This is a genomic window from Mesorhizobium sp. PAMC28654 (assembly GCF_020616515.1).
Classification (GTDB): domain Bacteria; phylum Pseudomonadota; class Alphaproteobacteria; order Rhizobiales; family Rhizobiaceae; genus Mesorhizobium.
In genome coordinates, this window is the sequence record NZ_CP085135.1 from 3,079,630 (window position 1) to 3,103,391 (window position 23,762).

Annotated in this window: 22 protein-coding genes; 13 read left to right on the forward strand and 9 right to left on the reverse strand. The window is 63.7% G+C overall.

The genetic code is table 11. The features are described from left to right. The first annotated feature begins 2 nt into the window (after nucleotides 1–2). The 7 genes from fdhF (at nucleotide 3) to LGH82_RS15170 (ending at nucleotide 7,079) form a co-directional block, all read left to right on the forward strand. A complete protein-coding gene (gene fdhF / locus LGH82_RS15140; protein WP_227349225.1) occupies nucleotides 3–2,879 on the forward strand; it encodes a formate dehydrogenase subunit alpha in 2,877 nt (958 codons plus the stop codon). 2 nt (nucleotides 2,880–2,881) lie between these two features. Continuing rightward, entirely contained in the window at nucleotides 2,882–3,712 is an 831-nt protein-coding gene (fdhD, locus tag LGH82_RS15145) for a formate dehydrogenase accessory sulfurtransferase FdhD (RefSeq protein WP_227349226.1), read from the forward strand. Next, a complete protein-coding gene (locus tag LGH82_RS15150) occupies nucleotides 3,702–4,049 on the forward strand; it encodes a formate dehydrogenase subunit delta (RefSeq protein ID WP_227349227.1) in 348 nt (115 codons plus the stop codon). Before fdhD ends, LGH82_RS15150 begins: the two co-directional genes overlap by 11 nt. A gap of 113 nt (nucleotides 4,050–4,162) precedes the next feature. Continuing rightward, the gene (locus tag LGH82_RS15155) at nucleotides 4,163–5,716 is read left to right on the forward strand and encodes an alpha/beta fold hydrolase (protein WP_227349228.1); all 1,554 of its coding nucleotides are present in this window, start codon (nucleotides 4,163–4,165) and stop codon (nucleotides 5,714–5,716) included. A 110-nt stretch (nucleotides 5,717–5,826) separates the two neighbouring features. Beyond that, nucleotides 5,827–6,306 carry a carboxymuconolactone decarboxylase family protein gene (locus tag LGH82_RS15160; protein WP_227349229.1) on the forward strand — a complete coding sequence of 160 codons (480 nt, stop codon included), beginning with the start codon at nucleotides 5,827–5,829 and terminating at the stop codon, nucleotides 6,304–6,306. Nucleotides 6,307–6,391: 85 nt separating this feature from the next. Beyond that, on the forward strand, nucleotides 6,392–6,754 hold the full coding sequence (locus tag LGH82_RS15165) for a nuclear transport factor 2 family protein (protein ID WP_227349230.1): 363 nt from the start codon (nucleotides 6,392–6,394) through the stop codon (nucleotides 6,752–6,754). Nucleotides 6,755–6,764: 10 nt separating this feature from the next. Continuing rightward, a complete protein-coding gene (locus LGH82_RS15170; RefSeq protein WP_227349231.1) occupies nucleotides 6,765–7,079 on the forward strand; it encodes a hypothetical protein in 315 nt (104 codons plus the stop codon). A 182-nt stretch (nucleotides 7,080–7,261) separates the two neighbouring features. Here LGH82_RS15170 and LGH82_RS15175 read toward each other — a convergent pair whose 3' ends face one another. From LGH82_RS15175 to LGH82_RS15210, 8 genes are all read right to left on the reverse strand, one after another. Continuing rightward, complete coding sequence (locus tag LGH82_RS15175) at nucleotides 7,262–8,689, reverse strand: gamma-aminobutyraldehyde dehydrogenase (RefSeq protein WP_227349232.1); 1,428 nt, start codon at nucleotides 8,687–8,689, stop codon at nucleotides 7,262–7,264. A 25-nt stretch (nucleotides 8,690–8,714) separates the two neighbouring features. Next, nucleotides 8,715–9,530 carry an ABC transporter permease gene (locus tag LGH82_RS15180; RefSeq protein WP_227349233.1) on the reverse strand — a complete coding sequence of 272 codons (816 nt, stop codon included), beginning with the start codon at nucleotides 9,528–9,530 and terminating at the stop codon, nucleotides 8,715–8,717. Next, entirely contained in the window at nucleotides 9,520–10,470 is a 951-nt protein-coding gene (locus LGH82_RS15185) for an ABC transporter permease (protein WP_227349594.1), read from the reverse strand. The genes LGH82_RS15180 and LGH82_RS15185 overlap by 11 nt, the downstream gene beginning before the upstream one ends. Nucleotides 10,471–10,484: 14 nt before the next feature. After that, nucleotides 10,485–11,483, reverse strand: a complete 999-nt coding sequence (locus LGH82_RS15190; RefSeq protein ID WP_227349234.1) for an ABC transporter ATP-binding protein — start codon at nucleotides 11,481–11,483, stop codon at nucleotides 10,485–10,487. A 196-nt stretch (nucleotides 11,484–11,679) separates the two neighbouring features. After that, nucleotides 11,680–12,834, reverse strand: a complete 1,155-nt coding sequence (locus LGH82_RS15195; protein WP_227349235.1) for an ABC transporter substrate-binding protein — start codon at nucleotides 12,832–12,834, stop codon at nucleotides 11,680–11,682. 228 nt (nucleotides 12,835–13,062) lie between these two features. Beyond that, nucleotides 13,063–13,974, reverse strand: coding sequence for a LysR substrate-binding domain-containing protein (locus LGH82_RS15200; protein ID WP_227349236.1), 912 nt, complete (start codon nucleotides 13,972–13,974; stop codon nucleotides 13,063–13,065). An 83-nt stretch (nucleotides 13,975–14,057) separates the two neighbouring features. Continuing rightward, nucleotides 14,058–14,675: a DedA family protein gene (locus tag LGH82_RS15205; RefSeq protein ID WP_227349237.1), complete on the reverse strand. Its 618-nt coding sequence runs from the start codon at nucleotides 14,673–14,675 to the stop codon at nucleotides 14,058–14,060. After that, complete coding sequence (locus LGH82_RS15210; RefSeq protein WP_227349238.1) at nucleotides 14,672–15,172, reverse strand: class I SAM-dependent methyltransferase; 501 nt, start codon at nucleotides 15,170–15,172, stop codon at nucleotides 14,672–14,674. The genes LGH82_RS15205 and LGH82_RS15210 overlap by 4 nt, the downstream gene beginning before the upstream one ends. Nucleotides 15,173–15,576: 404 nt before the next feature. On the opposite strand from LGH82_RS15210, the gene LGH82_RS15215 reads away from it, so the two are divergent. The 4 genes from LGH82_RS15215 (at nucleotide 15,577) to LGH82_RS15230 (ending at nucleotide 19,018) form a co-directional block, all read left to right on the forward strand. Continuing rightward, entirely contained in the window at nucleotides 15,577–16,251 is a 675-nt protein-coding gene (locus LGH82_RS15215; protein WP_227349239.1) for a response regulator transcription factor, read from the forward strand. Further along, complete coding sequence (locus LGH82_RS15220) at nucleotides 16,248–17,603, forward strand: sensor histidine kinase (protein ID WP_227349240.1); 1,356 nt, start codon at nucleotides 16,248–16,250, stop codon at nucleotides 17,601–17,603. Before LGH82_RS15215 ends, LGH82_RS15220 begins: the two co-directional genes overlap by 4 nt. A gap of 76 nt (nucleotides 17,604–17,679) precedes the next feature. After that, nucleotides 17,680–18,129 carry an RrF2 family transcriptional regulator gene (locus LGH82_RS15225; RefSeq protein WP_227349241.1) on the forward strand — a complete coding sequence of 150 codons (450 nt, stop codon included), beginning with the start codon at nucleotides 17,680–17,682 and terminating at the stop codon, nucleotides 18,127–18,129. Further along, nucleotides 18,119–19,018, forward strand: a complete 900-nt coding sequence (locus tag LGH82_RS15230) for an NAD(P)/FAD-dependent oxidoreductase (RefSeq protein WP_227349242.1) — start codon at nucleotides 18,119–18,121, stop codon at nucleotides 19,016–19,018. The genes LGH82_RS15225 and LGH82_RS15230 overlap by 11 nt, the downstream gene beginning before the upstream one ends. 146 nt (nucleotides 19,019–19,164) lie before the next feature. On the opposite strand, the gene LGH82_RS15235 is transcribed toward LGH82_RS15230, so the two are convergent. Further along, a complete protein-coding gene (locus LGH82_RS15235) occupies nucleotides 19,165–19,941 on the reverse strand; it encodes a DeoR/GlpR family DNA-binding transcription regulator (protein ID WP_227349243.1) in 777 nt (258 codons plus the stop codon). A 448-nt stretch (nucleotides 19,942–20,389) separates the two neighbouring features. Here LGH82_RS15235 and LGH82_RS15240 point away from each other — a divergent pair, with 448 nt between their 5' ends. Both LGH82_RS15240 and LGH82_RS15245 read left to right on the forward strand, forming a co-directional pair. Beyond that, the gene (locus LGH82_RS15240; protein ID WP_227349244.1) at nucleotides 20,390–21,277 is read left to right on the forward strand and encodes a phosphotransferase family protein; all 888 of its coding nucleotides are present in this window, start codon (nucleotides 20,390–20,392) and stop codon (nucleotides 21,275–21,277) included. Next, a complete protein-coding gene (locus LGH82_RS15245) occupies nucleotides 21,274–23,715 on the forward strand; it encodes a GcvT family protein (RefSeq protein WP_227349245.1) in 2,442 nt (813 codons plus the stop codon). The genes LGH82_RS15240 and LGH82_RS15245 overlap by 4 nt, the downstream gene beginning before the upstream one ends. Nucleotides 23,716–23,762: the final 47 nt, after the last annotated feature.

The following is a 23,762-nucleotide window of genomic DNA, read 5'->3' on the forward strand; positions in this document are numbered from 1 at the left end:
CCATGGGTCTCATTCAGGAAATCGACTTCGGCACGCCGGCCTCGACCTCGCAGAAGCAGGTGACGCTGACGGTCGACGGCTTCACCGTCACCGTGCCCGAGGGCACTTCGATCATGCGCGCCTCGATGGAGGCGGGCATCGCCATCCCGAAGCTGTGCGCCACCGATATGGTCGACGCCTTCGGCTCCTGCCGGCTCTGCCTCGTCGAGATCGATGGCCGCAACGGCACCCCCTCCTCCTGCACGACGCCGGTGGCGCCAGGCATGGTGGTGCACACCCAGACCGGCCGGCTGAAGGACATCCGTCGCGGCGTGATGGAGCTCTACATTTCCGACCATCCGCTCGACTGCCTGACTTGTGCCGCCAATGGCGACTGCGAGTTGCAGACGCAGGCCGGCGTCGTCGGCCTGCGCGATGTGCGCTATGGCTACGAAGGCGACAACCACGTCTTCAAGAAGAATGACGGCGCCGAGAACTTCAAATGGATGGCGAAGGACGAGTCCAACCCGTACTTCACCTATGATCCGTCGAAATGCATCGTCTGCTCGCGCTGCGTGCGCGCCTGCGAAGAGGTGCAAGGCACCTTCGCGCTGACCATCGAGGGCCGTGGCTTCGGCAGCCGCGTGTCGCCCGGCATGCACCAGTTGTTCATCGACAGCGAGTGCGTTTCCTGCGGCGCCTGCGTGCAGGCCTGCCCGACGGCGACGCTGTCGGAAAAATCCGTGATCCAGATCGGCCAGCCCGAGCATTCGGTGGTCACGACCTGCGCGTATTGCGGCGTCGGCTGCTCGTTCAAGGCGGAAATGCGCGGCGACGAACTGGTGCGCATGGTGCCCTACAAGGACGGCAAGGCCAATCGCGGCCATAGTTGCGTCAAGGGCCGCTTCGCCTATGGCTACTCGACCCACAAGGACCGCATCCTCAACCCGATGATCCGCGAGAAGATCACCGATCCCTGGCGCGAAGTGTCGTGGGAAGAGGCGCTGACCCATACCGCCAACGAATTCCGTCGCATCCAGTACCAGTATGGCCGGACCTCGATCGGCGGCATCACCTCGTCGCGCTGCACGAATGAGGAAACCTATCTGGTGCAGAAGCTGATCCGCCAGGGTTTCCGCAACAACAATGTCGACACCTGCGCCCGTGTCTGCCACTCACCGACCGGCTACGGCCTCGGCCAGACCTTCGGCACCTCGGCCGGCACGCAGGACTTCGATTCCGTCGAACACACCGACGTGGTGATGGTCATTGGCGCCAATCCGGCGGCGGCGCACCCGGTGTTCGCCTCACGCCTGAAGAAGCGGCTGCGCAAGGGCGCCAAGCTGATCGTGCTCGATCCGCGCCGCACCGAGATGGTCAAGTCGCCGCATATCGAGGCCGCACACCATCTGCCGCTGAAGCCCGGCACCAATGTCGCGGTCATCACGTCGCTGGCGCATGTCATCGTCACCGAAGGCCTGTTTGACGAGGCCTTCATCCGCGAACGTTGCGACTGGGACGAATTCCAGGATTGGGCGTCGTTCGTGGCATTGCCCGAAAACAGCCCGGAGGTCGTTGGCCAGTTGGCCAATGTCGATCCGGAAGAAATCCGTGGTGCTGCGCGCCTGTTTGCCCGCGGCGGCAATGGTGCGATCTATTACGGCCTCGGCGTCACCGAACACAGCCAGGGCTCGACCACCGTCATCGCCATTGCCAACCTCGCCATGGCGACCGGCAATGTCGGCCGTCCGGGCGTCGGCGTGAACCCGCTTCGCGGCCAGAACAATGTGCAGGGCTCCTGCGACATGGGTTCTTTCCCGCACGAACTGCCGGGTTATCGGCACGTTTCTGGCGACGCGGTGCGCGACATCTATGAGACCCTGTGGGGCGTCAAGCTCGATGACGAACCGGGCCTGCGCATCCCCAACATGCTGGACGCCGCCGTCGACGGCTCGTTCAAGGGCCTGTATGTGCAGGGCGAAGACATCCTGCAGTCCGACCCCGACACCAAGCACGTCGCGGCCGGCCTCGCCGCCATGGAATGCGTGGTCGTGCACGACCTCTTCCTCAACGAGACCGCCAACTACGCGCATGTTTTCCTGCCCGGCTCGACCTTCCTCGAGAAGGACGGCACCTTCACCAATGCCGAGCGCCGCATCAACCGCGTGCGCAAGGTGATGGCGCCGAAGAACGGCCTGGCCGACTGGGAAGTGACACAGAACCTCGCCAAGGCGATGGGGCTGAACTGGAATTACCAGCATCCGTCCGAGATCATGGACGAGATCGCCATGACGACGCCGAGCTTTGCCAAGGTCTCCTACGATTATCTCGAAAAGATGGGCTCGGTGCAGTGGCCCTGCAACGAGAAGGCGCCCGAGGGCACGCCGATCATGCACATAGACGGCTTCGTGCGCGGCAAGGGCAAGTTCATCCGTACCGAGTATGTCGCCACCGACGAGAGGACCGGGCCGCGCTTCCCACTCCTGCTGACCACCGGCCGCATCCTCAGCCAGTACAATGTCGGCGCGCAGACGCGGCGCACCGAGAACGTGGTTTGGCATAGTGAGGACCGGCTGGAGATCCACCCGCATGACGCCGAGAACCGGGGCCTGCGCGATGGCGACTGGGTGCGACTGACCAGCCGCTCGGGCGAGACGACGCTACGTGCCGAGATCACCGACCGGGTATCGCCGGGCGTGGTCTATACGACCTTTCACCATCCGGACACGCAAGCCAACGTCATCACCACGGACTTCTCCGACTGGGCGACGAACTGCCCGGAATACAAGGTGACGGCGGTGCAGGTCGGTGCCTCCAACGGGCCTTCGGAATGGCAGCGCGAATATGACGAGCAGGCCAAGCAGAGCCGCCGCATCGCCACGCTGCAGGCAGCTGAGTAGTCTTGACCGCGCGCCGCAAAGCCACGACGCAGATATCGCGGCTGGCGCACCGCGCCAGCGGCACGGCGGCTGCCAACCGCATGGTGCCGGAAGAGACGCCGGTGGCGTTCTCCTTCGCCGGCACCACCCACGCGGTGATGATGGCAAGCCCCGCCGACTTCGAGGATTTCGCGCTCGGCTTCTCGCTGACCGAAGGCATCATTGCCTCGCCCCAGGAGATCGGGGCCATCGAGGTCGAGGACCATGGCGCCGGCATCGACATCCAGATCCGGTTGAAGGACACCGCCAACACGCGTTTCGAAGCGCGGCGGCGCAGGCTCGCCGGCCCCGTCGGCTGCGGATTGTGCGGCATCGAATCGATCGAGGAAGCGATGCGCTCGGTCGACGCGGTCGGTGCGTCAAGGCTTACGCTTGAGGCCGATGACATCGTTCGCTCCGTCAAGCTGTTGTCCAAGGTACAGCCGCTGCATACGGAAACCGGAGCCGTACACGCGGCCGGTTTCTACGTGCCTGGCAAGGGCATCGTCATGGCGCGCGAGGATGTCGGCCGCCACAATGCGCTGGACAAGCTGGCCGGCGCGCTGGCCAGGGCTAGGATCGATGGCGCTACCGGTGCTGTCGTCGTCACATCGCGCGTCTCGGTCGAGATGGTGCAGAAGACGGCGGCGATCGGCTCAGCCTTCATCATCGCCGTCTCGGCGCCGACCGCGCTTGCCATCCGCACCGCCGAGGATGCCGGCATGACGCTGGTGGCGCTGGTGCGCGGCGACGATTTCGATGTTTTCACCCACCCCGACCGGGTGGTCTTGGGAGTTACCCAGCATGTCGCATGACGAAGAACACATCATGAGCACCAAGGAAAAGCTGGTGCGCATGGCCAACCAGATCGGCACCTTCTTCCAGTCCAAGCCACGCGAGGAGGGCATTGCCGGGACCGCCGAGCATATCAACAAGTTCTGGGAGCCCCGCATGCGGCAGCAGTTCTTCGAGATGCTGGACGGCGGCAGCACCGAGTTCAACGAACTCGTCGTCGCCGCCTCGGCAAGGATCAGGCGGCCGAAGGCGCCGGAAGGTCCGGGATTCAGAGCCGATGTCGAACGCGGTGCTCCCGGCGGCAAGGGCACGGCGGCTGGCGAATCCACCGCCGAGATCGCCGCTTCGCAGAAGTAGCGCTTGCGCCACGCCGCCTTACATTCCCTGTTGCTAAAGTTTGAACTGCCGCAAACGGCCTGCCTCTGCTATGGTTGACGATCAGAAATCGTCAGCCCGGGCGGAACAAACGCATGAGGCCGATCGAGACCCGATATGCCCTTAGTGGCGAGGTGCGGATTGCCTATCAGGTGGTCGGCCAGGGGTCGTTCGACCTCGTCTTCGTCCCCGGCTTCATCTCCAATCTCGATCTGCATTGGGAAGATGAGGGCTACAGCCGGCTCTTGAAACGGCTGTCGGCGTTCTCGCGGCTGATCCTGTTCGACAAGCGCGGCACGGGTCTTTCCGACCGCGTCGATGTTCATCACCTGCCCAGCCTCGAAACGCGCATGGACGATGTGCGCGCCGTGATGGACGCCGCCGGCAGCGGCCGCGCGGCCCTGCTCGGCGCTTCCGAAGGCGCGCCGATGGCAATGCTGTTCGCCGCCACCTATCCGGAGCGGACGCGGGCGCTGGCGCTTTATGGCGGCTATGCGCATTTCCACAAATGGGTGATGCCGCCGGAACGTCTCGCCGCCTTCATCGAGACGGCGGAGACCGCCTGGGGCACTGGCGCCACCTTGCCGCATTTCGCACCGAGTCGGGTCGATGACGCCAGTTTTTCAACATGGTGGGCGCGCTTCGAGCGGCTGTCGGCCAGTCCGACGGCGGCGGTGGCACTTGCACGGATGAACGCCGAAATCGACGTGCGCGGCGTGCTGGCCGCGATCAGCGCACCAACCTTGCTGATCCATCGCCGCAACGATGCGCGGGTCGATCCCGACGCCAGCCGTTTCCTTGCCAGGAAGATACCGGATGCCCGGCTGATCGAGATTCCCGGCCGCGACCACCCGATCTGGACTGGGGACGTGGACCGCGTGGCTGATCTGATCGAGGAGTTCCTGACTGGTGAGCGCGCTGTGGCCGAGGCGGACCGCGTGCTGGCAGCCCTTCTGGTGACGCGCATCTACGATACGGCGCGGCTCGGCGACCGCATGTGGAGCGAGCGCAGCCAGCGCTTCCAGGAAACCTGGCGACAGCTGGTCGGACGGCATGGAGGCCACTCCGTGGGGACGCAAGGCGAGATGATGATTTCGCGTTTCGACGGGCCGGCACGCGCCATACGCTGCGCGGGGGCGTTGCGCGAAGCGGCGCAGAGCATCGGTGTGGCCAGTGCGCAAGGGGCTCATGTCGGTGAGATCGAACCGCGCGGGCCACCGGTGGGCCTGACGACGCGGGTGACGATGCAACTCGCCTCTCACGCCGGCCGTGGCGACATCCTCGCGTCGCGGCTGGTCGCGGATCTCGCAACCGGCTCGGGTCTTCATTTCACCGATGCCGGGAGTATTCCGCTGGACGATCTGGACGAGCCGCTGGCGCTGGTTCAGGCGGTGTCCGAACAGCATCTGGAGCCGGCCTGCCGCGTTAAGACCCGAACGACTGAACCAACCGCGCTGACGGCGCGCGAAAGCGACGTTGTCAGCCTGATCGCCGACGGCAAGAGCAATGCGGCGATCGCCGCCGAACTGAGGTTGAGCGAGCATACCGTCAAGCGCCACGTCGCCAACATACTGCTCAAGCTGGACCTGCCATCGCGGGCGGCGGCGGCGGCGTTTTCGGCGCGGCACGCTGGCCCGGACGGGCCATGAGAGCCATGGCGCTTTCGGGCGAAGCGCAGGGAGGGCCGTAAGCGCTACAAATTCTTCCCATGCAGGCCAGGCGGATGTCGCCAGGAAAGGCGCTGCGAACGGAGAATGAAATGCTGAAATCAAACCAGACACTCAAATCGCTGGTGATAGCGGCAGGCGTTGCGGCGCTGTTCGCTATTGGCCCGGCAAAGGCCGAGGACGCTTCGGCTACCGCCGCCTACAAGGACATCCAGGCAACGCTCGGCTCGGTGCCGGACATGTTCAAGACGCTGCCGGATGTCGCGATCGCCGGCGCCTGGGCCGAAATCAAGGGCGTGCAGCTCAACCCCAAGACCGCGCTCGACGGCAAGACCAAGGAACTGATGGGGCTCGCCGTCGCATCGCAGATTCCCTGTCAGTACTGCATCTATTTCCATACGCAGGCGGCCAAGCTCAACGGTGCGACCGATGAGGAGATCAAGGAGGCCGTGACGATGGCCGCGATCGTGCGCCACTGGTCGACGATGCTCAACGGCAGCCAGGTCGACCTCGCGACCTTCAAGCAGCAGACCGACCAGGTCTTCGCTGCCGTCAAGGCAAAGTCGCAGTGACAAAAGCCACTGCCCGTCGATGAGCGCCGGGCAGCACTTCCGATCATCAACCGCCCGATCATGAAGACGGGCAATGGAGAGTGACATGCTGACCAAGACACAGACCGTGGACGGCGCGGCGATCAAGAAGGCGATCGAAGGCCGCGATGGAAAGATGCTGTCGAGCTTCTATGCCGACGACGCCTTGGTGCGGGTGATCGACCGCAACAACCCGCCAAGCAAGCCGCGCGAAATCCGCGGGCGCGCGGCGATCGCCACCTTCTGGGACGATATCTGCAGCCGGGCGATGACCCACAAGGTCGACACCACGATCGCCGACGGCGACAACCTCGCCTTCACCCAGGCCTGCGCCTACCCGGACGGCACGAAAGTGTTCGCCGCGGCGATGCTGGAGCTGAAGGGCGGGCGGATCGCGCGGCAGACCGTCGTGCAGGCCTGGGACGAGTGAGGCGGCGGCGATGTTCAGCGCCAGATGGCAGATCGACGCCAGGTTCGGGCACAAGCAGACCGTGCTCGAATTGCTGAAAAGATGGGAACGCGAAATCGGCTCCCAGGTCGGCATCGCCGACCTGAAATTCCAGATCATGACCGGTTCGATCGGCGCGCGCGAGGCGACGGTCGAGTCGCATCACCAGGTCGAAAGCCTCGCCCAGTTGGAGGCGTTCTTCGCCAGGATCAGCAAGATCGACGCCCATGCCAAATGGGGCAAGGAGATGGAGCCTTATGTCGTGTCGGGCACCAGCCTGTGGCAGATTTTTCGGATTGTGGAGTAGTGGAAGCGTTCTTCTCCCCGTTTACGGGGAGAAGATGCCGGTAGGCAGATGAGGGGCAGAGCTAACCTGGGCAAGATTGTGCTGCCCCTCTCAACGCACGCCCGGCCCTACGCTATGGCTCCGGGCGTTCGTCGCTCGAAAAGCCCATTTAGGGGCTTTTCGTCCGCTACGCGGACCACTCCTCACCCATGCGCCACCATCACATGCCGCACGGCGGTATAATCCTCCAGCGCGTAGAGCGACATGTCCTTGCCGTAGCCGGACTGCTTCAGCCCGCCATGCGGCATCTCGTTGGTCAGCATGAAATGGGTGTTGATCCAGGTGCAGCCATATTGCAGGCGGGCGGCCGTCGCCATGGCGCGGGAGACATCCTTTGTCCACACGGATGACGCCAGGCCATAGTCGCTGTCGTTGGCCCAGTTCACCGCCTCGTCGACTTCGGTGAACCGAGTGACCGAGACGACCGGGCCGAACACTTCGCGGCGCACGATCTCGTCCTCCTGCAGGGCACCGGCAATGACGGTCGGCTGGTAGTAGAAGCCGGTGCCCTCGCCCGGCTTGCCGCCGGTGGTGATCTCGATGTGCTTCAGTTCCGAGGCGCGCTCGACGAAGCTCGACACGCGGTCGCGCTGGCGGCGCGAAATCAGCGGCCCGATTTCGTTTTCGGTATCGTCGGGACGATTGTACTTGATGGTCGAGACGGCGGAGGACAGCTCGGCGACGAGCTTGTCGTAGATCTTCTTGCCGGCGTAGATGCGGCAGGCGGCGGTGCAGTCCTGCCCGGCATTGTAGTAGCCGAAGGCGCGCAGGCCGTTGACCACGGCGCCAAGGTCGGCGTCGTCGAAGACGATGACTGGCGCCTTGCCGCCAAGTTCGAGATGCGTGCGCTTGACCGACTTGGCGGCCGCCTGCAGCACTTTCTTGCCGGTGGCCACATCGCCGGTAATCGAGATCATGTTGACCTTGGGATGGTTGATCAGCGTGTTGCCGACACTGTCGCCGCGGCCAAGCACGACATTGACCACGCCTTCGGGCAGGATCTCGGCAAGGACTTTTGCCAGCTTCAGCGCCGTCAGCGGCGTCTGCTCGGAGGGCTTGAAGACGACCGTATTGCCGCCGGCGATCGCCGGCGCCAGCTTCCAGGCCATCATCATCAGCGGGTAGTTCCACGGTGCGATGGAGGCGACGATGCCGATGGCGTCGCGCCGCACCATCGAGGTATGGCCGGGAATGTATTCACCCGCGACGACGCCCGGCATCGAGCGCACGGCGCCGGCGAAGAAGCGGTAACAATCGACGATCGCCGGGATTTCGTCATTGAGCACGGCATTGATCGGCTTGCCGCAGTTGAGCGCCTCAAGCGCCGCGAACTCCTTCGCGTCGGCCTCGATGCGGTCGGCGATCTTCAGCAGATATCCCGAGCGCTGTGCGGGCGTGGTGCGTGACCACAAGACGAACGCTTTTTCGGCGGCGAGCACCGCTGCCTCGATCTGCGCCTGGCTGGCTTCGGGCAGGTTGAGGATTGTCGCCCCGGTCTTCGGATTGAGGATCGGCTCCTCGGTTTCCGTGCCATTCTCGAACTTCGAGCCGATCAGCATCTGGGTGTCCATGGACGTCTCTCCCTTATGAACTCAGTTATTTGCCCGAACCGGCGATCTGGTCGCCGTCGCGGGTCAGGTAATAGGCGGCAAGGATGGGCAGCAGCGTCACCAGCATGACGACCATGGCCACGACATTGGTGACCGGTCGCTGGCGCGGGCGGATCAGCTCTTCCAGCATCCAGATCGGCAGCGTCTGCTGCTGGCCGGCGGTGAAGGTGGTGACGATGACCTCGTCGAAGGACAGGGCAAAGGCCAGCATGCCGCCGGCAAGGAGTGCTGTGGCGATGTTGGGCAGAACGACGTGCCGGAAGGTCTGGAAGCCGTCGGCGCCAAGGTCCATCGAGGCCTCGATCATCGAGCCCGAGGTGCGGCGAAAGCGGGCGACAGCGTTGTTGTAGACAACGACGACGCAGAAGGTGGCGTGGCCGAGCACGATCGTCCAGAACGAGAACGGGATGTCGGTCAGCGCGAAGGCCGAGCGCAGCGCGATGCCGGTGATGATGCCGGGCAGCGCGATGGGCAGGATGACCAGCAGCGAGATGGTTTCGCGGCCGAAGAATTTTGTCCGCGACACCGCCGCCGAGCAAAGCGTGCCGAGGACCAGCGCGATCGCGGTCGAAAAGGTCGCGACCCTGACCGACAGCGACAGCGCCTGCCACACATCGGGCCGGTTCCAGGTGACGGCGAACCATTGCGTGGTCAGTCCGGGCGGCGGCCAGACGAAGCTCTTCTCCTCGGTGGTGAAGGCATAGACGAAGATCAACAGGATCGGCAGGTGCAGGAACAGCAAGCCGCAAGCGGCGGCGACCTTCAGGCCGAGGGGAGCGGATTGACCACGATCAGAGCGCATCGAAGGCCCCCATGCGCTTGGCGCCCCAGAGGTAGAAGCCCATGATGATGATGGGCACGACGGTGAAGGCGGCGGCGAGCGGGATGTTGCCGGCGGTGCCCTGCTGGGCATAGACGGCCTGGCCGATGAACAGCCGCGACGTGCCGATGATCTGCGGGATGATGTAGTCGCCGAGCGTCAGCGAAAAGGTGAAGATAGAGCCGGCGACGATGCCAGGCAGCGCCAGCGGGAACAGCACGTTGCGAAAAGTCTGGCCGGGCGAGGCGCCGAGATCGGACGAGGCCTCGACCAGATTGCCGGGCACGCGCTCGAGGGCTGCCTGCACAGGCAGGATCATGAACGGCAGCCAGACATAGACGAAGACGATGAAGGTGCCGGTGAACGACACCGACAGCGAGTTGCCGCCAACCACAGGCAGCGACAGCCAGGCATCAAGCAGCCATTGCAGGTGCAGCTTGCCGAGCAGCCAGGTGAGAATGCCTTCCTTGGCCAGGATCAGCTTCCAGGCGCAGATCTTGACCAGGTAGCTCGACCACAGCGGCAGCATGATGCCGAGATAGAACAGTGCCTTCCAGCGACCGCGCGCATAGCGGGCCGCATAGTAGGCGATGGGAAGGGCAACGATGGCCGAGGCCAGCGTGACCAGTGCCGCCATCGTCACCGTGCGCAGGATGATATCGAGATTGGCCGCCTGGAACAGGTCGCCATAGGTCTTCAGCGTGAACTCACGGTTGATCAGGCCGGAGTACTCGTCGATGGAGAAGAAGCTCTGCGCCAGCAGCGCGAACAGCGAGCCGATGTAGACGACGCCAAGCCACAGCAATGGCGGCAGGAGCATGAGTAGCAGGAGAACCTTGGGCTTGCGCCAGAAAAGGTCCGACAGCGCGCCGCGAAGGCCGCCGCTGCCTGGCAGGATGGCGGGGGCGGCGGCGCGCGGCATGGTGGCGTCGAGGCTCATGCCGGCTCGTCCATCAGATGCAGGTGCTCGCGGTTGAAGGTCAGCACGACCGCCTCGCCTTCCGCCGGCAAGGCAGAGCCAGCGGGCACGATGGCGTGCAATCTCAGCCCTTCGGCATCGAGCGATAGCTTCGTCGTCGCGCCCAGATAGTTGGTCGAGACGAGGCGCGCGGAAACACCTTCGCCGCTTGCCGCGCGACCGACGCGGATGGATTCGGGGCGCAGGCTGCCCCAGCGGTTCTGGCCACAATAGCGCTGGACGAAATCCGGTGGCAGCACGTTGGAGGAACCGACGAAATCGGCGACGAAACGGGTCCTGGGCCGCTGGTAGATATCCTCCGGCGTGCCGATCTGCATGATCTTGCCGTCGTTGAAGACGGCGACGCGGTCGGCCATCGACAAGGCTTCGCCCTGATCATGCGTGACGAAGACGAAAGTGATGCCGAGCGCCTTCTGCAGCGACTTCAGCTCTTCCTGCATGTTTTCGCGCAGCTTGAGGTCGAGCGCGCCGAGCGGCTCGTCGAGCAACAGCACTTTCGGCTGGTTGACCAGTGCACGGGCGAGCGCGACGCGCTGACGCTGGCCGCCGGAAAGCTGGCCGGGTCGGCGCGCGCCATAGCCGGGCAGCCGTACCAGCGACAACGCTTCTTCAGCAGCCTTCTGGCGTTCGGCCTTGCCGACGCCTTTGACCATCAGGCCGTAGGCGACGTTGTCGAGCACGTTGAGATGCGGAAACAGCGCATAGTCCTGGAACACGGTGTTGACGTTACGGCGATAGGGCGGCACGCCCTCGGCACGCTCGCCGAAGATCGAGATCGAGCCCGACGTCGGCTGCTCGAAGCCGGCGATGAGGCGCAGGCATGTGGTCTTGCCGGAACCCGAGGGCCCGAGCATGGCGAAGAATTCGCCCGGCACGACGTCGAGATCGACAGCGTCGACAGCGCGCACGCTGCCGAAATGGCGGGAGACTTGTCTGAAGGAAACGGCGGATGTCATGGGCTGTCCTGATCTTTCAGGCTCGTCAAAATTTAGGCGGTTGCGCTGCCCTCATCCGCCTGCCGGCACCTTCTCCCCGTATAGGGACGGGGAGAAGGGTCTAGCTTCAACGCTGGCGCCCCCCTCTGCCCGTTCTTCACGGGCAGAGGGTAAGGGTGAGGGGCAGCGTCAACCTATCAATAAATGCGTGGCGAAATCACCGACCGCCGATGACGCCGATGTAGTCCGACACCCAACGGTAATAGGGCACGCACTGGTTGTTCTGGCTGGCGCATTTCGACACCGGGGTCTTCCAGAATTTGATCTTGTCGAAGTTCTCGTAGCCGTTGGTCTTGCAGCCTTCTTCGCCGAGCAGTTCGTTGCCCTTGCAGGCAGCGGGCACAACCGGAAGCGAGCCGAACCAGGCCGAAACATCGCCCTGCACTTTCGGTGCCAGCGAGTGCTCGAGCCACTTATAGGCACAGTTCGGATTGGCCGCGTCGGCCTCCATCATCGTGGTGTCGGCCCAGCCGGTGACACCTTCCTCGGGAACGGTCGAGGCGATCGGCTTCTTGGCGGCAATCAGCGTGTTGACCTGGAAAGGCCACGAACCCGATGCGACAACGCCTTCGTTCTGGAAGTCGTCGACCTGGATCGCCGCGTCATGCCAGTAGCGGCCGACCAGCGTGCGCTGGACACGCAGCAAAGCGAGTGCGGCCTTGTACTGGTCTTCGTTCAGTTCGTAGGGGTCCTTGATGCCGAGTTCCGGCTTGTGGAACATCAAATAGTTGGCGGCGTCCGCGATGTGGATCGGGCCGTCATAAGCCTGGACGCGGCCCTTGTTGGACTTGCCATCCGGCAGGTTCATTTCCTCGAAGACGATGTTCCAGCTCTTCGGCGCTTCCTTGAACACTTCGGTGTTGTACATGAGGACGTTCGGCCCCCACTGATAGGGGACGCCATAATGGACGCCGCCGACAGTGAACCATGGCGCATCCTTCAAGCGGTCATCTACAGTCTTCCAGCTCGGGATGAGATCGGTGTTGATCGGCTGGACGCGCTTGCCGGCAACGAGGCGTAGCGATGCATCCCCCGAGGCCGTGACGAGGTCGAAGCCGCCTTCATTCATCAGTGAGACCATCTCGTCGGAGGTGTTGGCGGTCTTTACGTTGACCTTGCAGCCGGTCTCCTTCTCGAAGGAGGTGACCCAGTCGTAGCCCTTGTCGGTCTCGCCGCGCTCGATATAGCCCGGCCACGCAACAATGTTGACCTGGCCCTCGCCCTTGCCGAGTTCCTTGACCTGGGCGACGGCCTGGCCAGAAAAGGTCAGTGCGACCGTCAAAGCAGTGCATGACTTCAAAAATGAATTCATCATCAATCTCCCATTTTGGCGCGTGACCCCGAAACCCGGATCGGCTTTCGGAACGGATCATGCGCGAACTCAAAGGTCAGTTCGCCCGATGGCGAGCAGCGCTCCAAGGGGCCGCACTTGCGGCGGCTTTGGTCCCTGGGATGCAAGGTGCTGTGAAAATTCCGGTTTCGCAAATTCATTTATCAGAAAGCCGATATCGGTTTTACCGATAGGTCGGCGAGGATGCTGTCAGGGCCGCTGGCGCACGGTGCGCTGCGACTGGGCGAGGCCAATAAAGTCGCGCGCCGCCTGCGGCAGGCCGGATCCGCGCCGCCAGACCATGCCCACCTGCACCACCGGCAACGAGCCCGAAATATCGCGCGATTCAATGCGGTCGCCTTCCAGCGACCACGGCCGGTAGACAAGGTCGGGCAGCAGCGCGACGCCGGCGCCGGTGGCAACCAGGCTGCGCACTGCTTCCACGGAACGGGTGCGGAAGGCGACATGCGGCTTGGCGCCGATCGCTGTCAGCAGCTTGCCGGTGTTCTCCTCGATCTCGTCGACGGTGAGCATGATCAGCGGCTCCGAGGCGATGTCGCCGATGCTGATGATATCGGCGCCAGCCAAGGGATGGCCGAGCGGCAGCCAGAGACGGTAAGCGGAGACCTCGAGGATTTCAGACTGCAGCGCGGTGCGGTCGCGCAGGTTGGAGGTCACCATGACGGCAATGTCGAGCTTGCCGCCGATCAGCAGGTGTTCGAGATAATCGCCATTGTCCTCGATGGCCGAGACCTCGACGCCGGGATAGGCGCGGCGGTAGCGGGCAAGCAGATCCGACAGCACATAGCCGGCGACCAGCGATGTGACACCGAGCTGTAACCGCCCGCCCACCACCGCCTGCTCGCCGGAAAAAGAGCGGCGCGCGTCGGAGACGTCAGCAAGAATTTTTGTCGCGTGGCGCAGGAACTGATGGCCCTTGTGGGTGATGTTCAGGCCGCGCGGATGGCGCTCGAACAGTTCGACGCCGAGATCGCTTTCAAGCTCCTTGATCGCTTCGGTGACCGACGATTGCGAGATGGAAAGGTTCTGCGCGGCGCGCGACACCGTGCCTTGCTCGGCCACGGCGATGAAGAACTGCAACTGGCGGATGGTGAAAGCCATGGCCGGACTAAACACCGGCGCGAAAGGGAAGGAAAGCCGACGGCGGAGCTTATCCCATGACTGGCAACGGAGGCGCCGCGCGCTCAGCCGAGCGCCAGCTTGATGCGTCGCCGCCATGCGGGGCCATAGCGCAGCGCAAGCATGAATGCCGTCTCCAGGGCCACGACGATGACAATAATGCGGAAGCCCACCGTGAGCGTATCCTGGCCGCTGCCATGCAACATGTAGCCGGTGACGAGAAAGCCGGCATTCCAGAGCATGGCTCCCAAGATTGTCGCGGCGGCGAAGGGCAAAGCCGGCAGGCTGAGCGCACCGGCCGCGATCGGCAGGTAATTGCGCACGGTCGGAATGAACTGCGCCAGCAACGAGACCCTGACTTGATTGCGCCGATAGGCCTGGCCGAGACGGCTGTAGGTCGCATGGCGCAGAAAGACACATTTGCCGAAACGCTCGACCAGCCGGTCGGCACGGTCAAATCCGATCCGACGGCCCACCGCGTACCAGACAAGGCAGCCGGCAAAGGAGGCAAGCGTCGTCACCAGCAGCAGGATCGCCAGCGTCGCTGCGTCCGGAGCCGCCGTCATGCCAAGGAACAGCAACAGCACATGCGAAGGCGGGATTGGCAGGATCTTTTCGGCGAAGGCGAGGCAGAAGACGCCGAACAGACCGAGGCCGAGAATGCTCGACAGCGGCCCGGTCACAAGAAACGCCAATCATAGGTTTTGACCGTCTTGATCCTGGCGATCCGGTAGACGGTGGCCGGAGGAAAATTGCGAAGCGTGAAACCGACCCGCGTCGCTTCGAGATCTAGGCAATCCAATATCGACTGGTCGATCGGGCAACGCCAGCCGAGCGTGAACTGATACAACGCACCACCGGGGCGCAGATTGGCAAAGACGCCCTCGAGAATGGCCCTTGTCTGGCGCGGCGTTATCAGCCGGAAAGGAAGGCCGCTGACAGCGGCGCCGACAGCCGGGCCCTCGAACAGCGGCAAATGACGCAGGCCGACGGCATCCATCTCAAGAATGCGAGCCCCGGGGAAGCGCCGCTTGAGCAAGGCGGCGAAATCGGGATCGGATTCGACCAGCGTCAAATCCCTCTCGCGCACACCGCGCTCCAGCAACGCCCGTGTGAACGGTCCGGTGCCCGGGCCGAGCTCCAGCACAGGCCCGGTCTCGGGGCCGATGTCTTGCGTCATCAGCGCTGCCAGGCTGGAGCTGGAAGGCGTGACAGAACCGATTCTGGCCGGCGCCGCGGTCCAGGCCAGAAGAAAAGACAAGGCGTCACTTGCAGGCATATCCATCCTCGATATTGAAGGAGCGGACGCGCCGTTGGGATCAGCGCGACCGTTCTATCTCTGTTCAAGCATCGGACTTTCCCGAAATCGGTTCCCGTTTTGGGTCCGATGCTCTCGTGTCCGAACATGGGCGAATCGCTTGCCGGCATTCGGTGGACGGTGTTTGCGATGATCGGATTGCGTAGACATTGCGAAAAACCGGAGGTTGCAAGAAATGGCCTTTGCAGCGCCGGCGCTTCAAAATCGCCATGTTTGCGCAATCTTGGCGCTGTAGGGCGCCGGAACTGTCTCGCTTGAGGTGATGGATGCGTATCTTGCTGGTCGAGGACGAACCGGAAATGGCTTCGGCGTTGCGCGCCGCATTGAAACGGCACGACATGGTGGTCGATCATGCCGCCTCGCTGCTCGAGGCAAGGGATTTCGTCACCGTCGATGCCTATGACGCCATCCTGCTCGACCGGCAATTGCCGGACGGTGATGGGCTGTCGCTGGTGTCCAAATTGCGTGCCGACAAGAACACCACCCCGGTGCTGATGCTGACCGCGAGAGGCGATACCGCCGACAAGGTTGACGGACTGGACATGGGAGCGGACGACTATCTGGCAAAGCCATTCGCCTTCGAGGAGCTCATGGCGCGGCTTCGCGCGCTGCTCAGACGTCCCACGCCGATGCAGTCGCAAGTGATACGGGCCGGCCATCTCGTCCTCGATGTCGGACATCGCGAGGTGTCGATCCGTGGCGAACTGCTCGGCTTGCCGCGCCGCGAGCTTCTCGTGCTTGAGACGTTGATGCGGCGCACTGGCCGCATGGTGCAACGCGAAGCCTTGATGGAAGCGGTCTTCGGCTTCGACGATGAGATCCAGTCCAACGCGCTCGACACCCATGTTTCACGCCTGCGCCGCAAGCTGGCCGATGCCGATAGCGGGGTAACGATCAACGGCATTCGCGGCGTCGGCTATTTGTTGCGCGAGACATCATGACGCTGCGACGCCCGCGATCGCTGAAATGGAGCCTGGTGCTGCGCATCGCCCTGCTGCAATGCGCGATGCTGACCCTGATCATCATCGGCATCGTCGGCGCCTTGCTGGCCACCGGGCTCATTCCGCACGATTACGAGGACGGATCGCTGGATGTGCTCGTGGACGCCCTGGCGCGCGACGCGAAGGGCGATCTCATCCTCAAGGACACACCTGATCTCATCACTTTGCGGTCGAACGTCCCGGACCTCTGGTTCATTATCCGCGACAAGCAAGGGCACCGGCTTCAGGAAGGCACCGTGCCAGCCACGTTCCAGCCCTTTGTCGGCTTGCTGGATAACATAAGCGACGCACGTATCGACAACGCAATAGGCGAAGCCGCGCCACCCGCTGGAAAGATCCGCTGGTCCGATACGGCGGCCGGTAGTGTCCAGATCATGACCGGAACCAAGGGTGGCCTTTCCCTGCTTCGCTTGCTCATGGAGGCGCCGCAGCTCTTCTTGCAGGGGATATTGCCGCTTGCCGGACTGATGGCGCTTGCCACGCTGTTCGCGACACCGTGGGTGGTGCGCGGCGCGCTTTCGGGCCTTGGCCATGCGGCCACTGAGGCCGAGCGCATCGATATCGACAAGCGCGGCGTGCGACTGCCGCTGCAGGACGTTCCCAAGGAAGTCACGCCACTGGTCAAGGCGGTGAATGCGGCGCTGGAACGCCTCGACAAGGGCTATGAGCGCCACAAGCGCTTCCTGACCGACGCGGCACACGAATTGCGAACGCCGGTCGCCATCCTCAACACCCGTCTTGCCTCGCTGCCGCCAATGCCCGAACGAGCCCGGCTGCTGCAGGACGCCGCGCGTCTTTCGACGCTGGCCGACCAGCTTCTCGATCTGCAGCGCCTCGACCGGCAGGCCGAACATTTCAAGCCGGTCGACCTTGTGGTGATCGCGCGCAACGTGGTCGTCGACCTCGCGCCAATGGCCTTTTCGGCGGGATATGAGATGTCCTTCGAGCCGGTGGCGAAATCGGTTTTCGTCACCGGCGACCGGACAGCAATCGAGCGCGCCGCGACCAATCTGGTCCAGAACGCCATCGAACATGGCGGCAACGCCGGAAAGATCACAGTCAGCGTCACCACACCCGCCGTGATCGAGGTGCTGGACGAGGGCGACGGCGTGCCACTGGGCGAGCGTGAGCGGATATTCGAGCCGTTCTACCGGCTGCACCCGCGCGATCATGGCGCCGGACTCGGTCTCAATCTCGTGCAGGAGATGATGCAGCTGCATGGCGGCCGGATCGAGATCCTCGAGGGCAATCCATCAGGCGCCCGTTTCCGGATGACGTTTCCGGCAGCTTAAGTCGCTGCCCAGGGCTGATCGGAAATCTTCTCCCGCAGGGTTTGACACCCGCAAGACTCGTAACTATGTAAGTTACATGAAACGCAACAGCAGGCTTTCCTCGACCTTGCACATTCTCGTCCACATGGCCGAGACGCCGGACCGCGCGCTGACCTCCGAACAGCTCGCCGCCTTCATCCATACGAATCCGGTTGTCGTTCGCCGCACCATCGCCGGCCTGCGGGACGCGGGCATCGTCACCTCGTCGCGAGGCCATGGCGGCGGCTGGTTGCTTGGGCGGGCACCGGAAGCCATCTCGCTGGCCGAGATCAGCACAGCGCTCGGTGAAACGCTGCTGCCGTTCAGCACCGAACCGGAAAGTCCGGGCTGCCTCGTCGAGCAAGCGGTGATCGCTGTTCTCGACGACTTCCGCGTCGAGGCTGAGAAGCTGCTTGAGCAGAAGCTCAGCCATATCACGCTTGCCGACCTGACCGCCGACTTCCGCCGGCGCTATGACCTGATTGGAGTATCCAGCCATGCACTATGACCTGATCGTCGTGGGCGGCAGCTTTGCCGGCCTGTCCGCCGCCATCCAGGCGGCGCGGGCGCGGCGCAATGTGCTGGTGATCGACGCCGGCCAGCCGCGCAACCGTTTTGCCGAGCATTCGCACGGGTTCCTGGGGCAGGACGGGCGCGCGCCCGATGCGATACTGGATGACGCGAGGCGGCAATTGCTTGCCTATCCGACGGCCAGCGTTTTCAGCGGGCGTGCGGACAAGGCCGTGGCCGCGGGCAGCGACGATTTCAAAATCACCACCGATGGCGGAGAGATATTCGGCGCCGCACGGCTGGTGCTGGCCACCGGCGTTCGCGACATCCTGCCGGACGTTCCCGGGCTCGCCGAACAATGGGGCAAGACCGTTCTGCACTGTCCCTATTGCCATGGCTACGAGGTTTCCGGCGGATCGCTTGGCGTGCTCGCGACCGGTCCGCTGTCGATGCATCAGGCGCAGTTGATCGCCGACTGGGGCGACGTCACGCTGTTCGGCAACGGCCTGCTCGAGCCCGACGCCGAGCAAATGGCCGTCCTGGAGAAGTGCAAGGTGAGGTTTGAGCCCAGCACTGTCGCCGAGCTGCGGGAAGACGGTTCGGGAGGATTGATCGTCCATCTCGATGACGGCCGAACCGTCGGCGTCCAGGCGATGTTCACCGCGCCGCGCAACACAATGGCGAGCCTGCTGGCCGAGCAACTCGGCTGCGGCTTCACCGACGGTTTTCTCGGTCCAGTGATCACCGTGGACGAAAGACAGCAGACGACGGTTCCGGGCGTCTACGCCGCCGGAGACGCGGCACGCGCGATGCACAACATCGCCTTTGCCGTATCGGGCGGCGCTTTCGCGGGCGTGTGCGCCCACCAATCGATGGTCTTCGGCTAAGGTATGCTGATATTCGGGTGATGCCGGCCTGCAAATGACGGCCTTCTGTGCTTCCGGTGCTCACGTACCCAAAAGTACGCTCCGCTCCGGTTCTCGAAAGCCACCATTTTCGACTCGGCCTAACCCGAATCTCAACACACCTTGGCTCAGACCCCGGCTTCGCTGCCGGCAATGCTGAGCCGTGCGCCAGCTTGCGCAAGGGCGGCGGCTACATCCTGCGGCGGCGCCTTGTCGGTGGCCAGTTCGGAAAACCCGTCGAAGCCGCAGACTTGGACCAGACCCTGGCGACCGAACTTGCTGTGGTCGGTTATGACGAGAGACCGCTGGCCGCGCGACAGCACCATGCGGGCGAATTCCGCTTCTTCCAGATTGTAGTCCATGATGCCCATCGCGGCATCGACGGCGCCGGTGGAGATCACCGCGTGGCTGACGGAAAAGCGGCTGACAAACTCGATGGCCGAGACGCCGAAGGCTGCGCCTGAATCGCTGCGCAACTCGCCACCGGCCATGTAGACCTTGTTGCCGTTGACGGTGGCCAGCGTGCGGGCGATGTCGGACGAGTTCGTCACGACCGTCAGCCGCCGATGTCCCAGCAGTTCGCGGGCGAGGAATGACGTCGTCGTGCCGGTGTCGAGCATGATCGATTCACCGTCGCGGATGGTTGCGGCGACCATGCGGGCAATGGCGCGCTTGGCATCGGCGTTCTCACGCATGCGTCGCTCGAACGGAGCTTCACCCGCCATCGACAGCAGGCCGATGGCGCCGTGCATCTTCAGCACCGAACCGTCGCTAGTGAGCGGCTTGACGTCGCGGCGCACGGTCTCCAGCGAAACGCCCAGCCGGTCGGCCAGACTGGCGATGGTGATCGTGCCCTCTTCCTGCAGGAGACGCAGGATTTCGCTATGTCGCTTCGAGTGGATCATCGGTTCTCGTTCGGTGAATTGCCGCACCCTTGACCGCTTCTAAGGCAAATATGCCGAGTATGACAAGGAATCCTCGGCATTATCGGGCAATAAGACATAAAAAGCCACAAATTTGCGTTGACAAGCCGCCCCACATGGCATGACACTGGCTTCGTGCAGGCTCGGACTGCCATGGGAAACTGATGACTGAGCCGCATCCAAACTTGCCCGCCGAAGCGCCTGGAAATTTGATGGTGCCACGGCGACGACACTTTTCGAATCCGCGGGGGCGGATGCCGGCCTCGAAAAGGCCGACTCAAGGGGCTCGTCGGTGCGGTGTGGGATTTAGGTCCCGAGGTTCGCACCGACGAGAACTTCGAAATCTCGAACACATGTCGCTACGGCGGTCCGTCACCGTCCTCCCGTCCGTGAGGCGTTGTCGACCCCTCGCCAAACGGGGAGCGAAGCCATGACCGCCGAAGACCGCATCCGCACCTTGCCGTGCTGGGCGGGCAGCATTGATATCGCACCGCTGCCGGGCGGCCTCAGCAACGCCAACTATGTGGTCAAGGACGCGGCTGGGCAGCACGTGGTGCGCTTCGGCAAGGACTACCCGTTCCACCATGTCTTCCGCGATCGCGAGGTGATGACCGCACGCGCGGCGCACGCGGCGGGCTACGCGCCGGCCGTCCTCTATGCCGAACCGGGCATCATGGTGACGCAATTTCTGGGCGCCAGGACCTATCTGGCCGAGGACGTGCGCGCCAATATCGGCCGCGTTGCATCGCTGATGCGCGGGTTCCACCGGGAGATGCCCAATCACGTCTCCGGTCCCGGCTTCATGTTCTGGGTGTTCCATGTCATCCGCGACTACGCGCGTACATTGAAGGCCGGCGACAGCCGCATGACCGGCGAATTGCCTAGATATCTCGCGCTTGCCGACGAACTAGAGCGAGCGCAGGCGCTGCTGCCGATCGTCTTCGGCCACAATGATCTTTTACCGGCCAATCTGCTCGACGACGGCCACAAGCTGTGGCTGATCGACTTCGAATATGCCGGCTTCAACACAGCGATGTTCGATCTCGCCGGCGTCGCCTCCAATGCCGGCATGTCCGAGGACGAGTCGGAAAAGCTGCTGACCGCCTATCTCAGCCGGGAGCCGGACGAGAAAATCCGCCGCTCGCATGCGGCCATGCAGTGCGCCTCGCTGCTGCGCGAGGCGATGTGGAGCATGGTTTCGGAACTGCACCTCGACGCGCCGGGCGTCGATTACGTCGCCTATACCGGCGAAAACCTGACGCGGCTCGAGATCGCGCTGGAAAACTACAGAACAAAATACGGGATTCAAAAACCATGACATTGCCAACGCATGCCGGGATCGTCGTCATCGGCGGCGGCATCATCGGCTGTTCGACGGCCTATCACCTGGCCCGCGATCACAAGGCGGATGTCGTGCTTTTGGAACAGGGCAAACTGACGTCCGGCTCGACGTGGCATGCCGCCGGCCTGGTCGGGCAACTGCGCTCGTCGGCCTCGATCACCCGCGTGCTCAAATATTCGGTCGAGCTCTACAAGGGGCTGGAGGCCGAAACGGGGCTCGCCACCGGCTGGAAGATGACCGGGTGCCTGCGGCTGGCCACCAGTGCCGACCGCTGGACCGAATACAAAAGACTGGCGACGACAGCCAGGAGCTTTGGCATGGACATGCAGCTGCTGTCGCCGGCCGAGGTCAAAAGAATGTGGCCGCTCATGGAAACAGGCGATCTCGTCGGCGCTTCCTGGCTGCCGACCGACGGTCAGGCGAGCCCTTCCGACATCACGCAGTCATTGGCCAAGGGCGCGCGCATGCATGGCGCGAAGCTGTTCGAGGAGGTGCGCGTCACCGGCTTCGAGATGAAGGACGGACGCATCACCGTGGTCAAGACCAACAAGGGCGACATTGCCTGCGACAAGGTGGTGAACTGCGCCGGCCAGTGGGCACGACAGGTCGGCGCCATGGCCGGCATCAACGTGCCACTGCAACCGGTAAAGCACCAGTACATCATCACCGAGAAGGTCGACGGGCTGGCGACCGACGCGCCGACCATCCGCGACCCCGACCGCCGCACCTACTTCAAGGAGGAGGTCGGTGGACTGGTGATGGGCGGCTACGAGCCGAACCCGCAGGCCTGGACGACTGGTGACGTGCCCAACGACTGGGAATTCCGGCTGTTCGATGACGACTACGACCATTTCGAACAGCACATGACACAAGCGATCGCGCGCGTGCCGGCGCTCGAAACCGTCGGCGTCAAGCAGATGATCAACGGACCGGAAAGCTTTACGCCGGACGGCAATTTCATTCTCGGAGTGGCGCCCGAATGCGCCAACATGTTCGTCGGCGCCGGCTTCAATGCCTTCGGCATCGCGTCGGGTGGTGGCGCCGGCTGGGTGCTGGCGCAATGGGCTGTCGATGGCGAGGCGCCGCTGGATCTGTGGGCCGTCGACATAAGGCGGTTTTCCAACCTGCATCGCGACCGGCAATGGGTCTGCGAGCGCACGCTGGAGGCCTATGGCAAGCACTACACGATCGGCTTCCCGCATGAGGAGTACACCAGCGGCAGGCCCCGCATCGTCTCGCCGCTTTACGAGCGGCTGAAAGAACACTGCGCGGTGTTCGGCTCGAAACTTGGCTGGGAGCGGCCGAACTGGTTCGCGCCCGAAGGAGTCGAGGCGCAGGACATCTATTCGATGGGCCGGCAGAACTGGTTCGCGGCGGTTGGCGACGAACACCGCCATGTGCGCGAAAAAGTCGGCATCTTCGACCAGTCATCCTTCGCCAAATACGAGCTGACCGGACCCGACGCGCTGAAGGCGCTGGACTGGATCTGCGCCAACGATGTCAGCAAGCCGGTCGGCCGGCTGACCTACACGCAGCTTCTCAACACGCGTGGCGGCATCGAGGCCGACCTGACCGTGGCGCGGCTGGGCGACGAGAAATTCTACATCGTCACCGGCACCGGTTTCCGCACGCATGATCTGTCGTGGATCGGCGATCATATCGGCGAGGGCCTCGATACCACGCTCATCGATGTCACCGAGGATTTCGGCACGCTGTCGCTGATGGGACCACACGCCCGTGACGTGCTGGCTGATGTGACAGATGCCGACGTGTCGAATGCCGGCTTCCCATTTGGCCATGCGCGCGAAATTTCCATTGCCGGCCATTCGGTCCGAGCGCTGCGCGTCACCTATGTCGGCGAGCTCGGCTGGGAACTGCACGTGCCGATTTCGGCCACCGGCGAAGTCTTCGACGCGCTGATGGCGGCGGGCAAGAGGCACGACATCCGGCCTGTCGGCTACCGGGCGCTGGAATCGCTGCGGTTGGAAAAGGGCTACCGCGCCTGGGGTTCGGACATCACGCCCAACGACACGCCGCGGGAGGCCGGGCTCGGCTGGGCGGTCAAGCTGCGCAAGAACACGGATTTCATTGGCCGCCGCGCGCTCGAGGCGGTCAACGGCGACGCATTGCAGAAACGCTTTGCCGGCTTCACAGTCGACGATCCGGCGGTCGTGCTGGTCGGGCGCGAGACGATCCTGCGTGACGGCCAGCCGGTCGGCTACCTGACCAGCGGCGGCTACGGCTATAGTTTGGGCAAGAACATCGGCTTCGGCTATGTGCGCAACGCCGACGGCGTCAGCGACGATTTCCTCGCCTCCGGCAATTACGAGCTTGTCGTGGCGATGGAGCCTACGCCGGCAAAGATCCGTCTTGAGCCGATGTATGACCCGGCCGGCGACAGGGTTAAAGCGTAGAGCAATTCCAGGAAGAGTGTGAAACGGTTTTCCGTCCGGAAATGCGT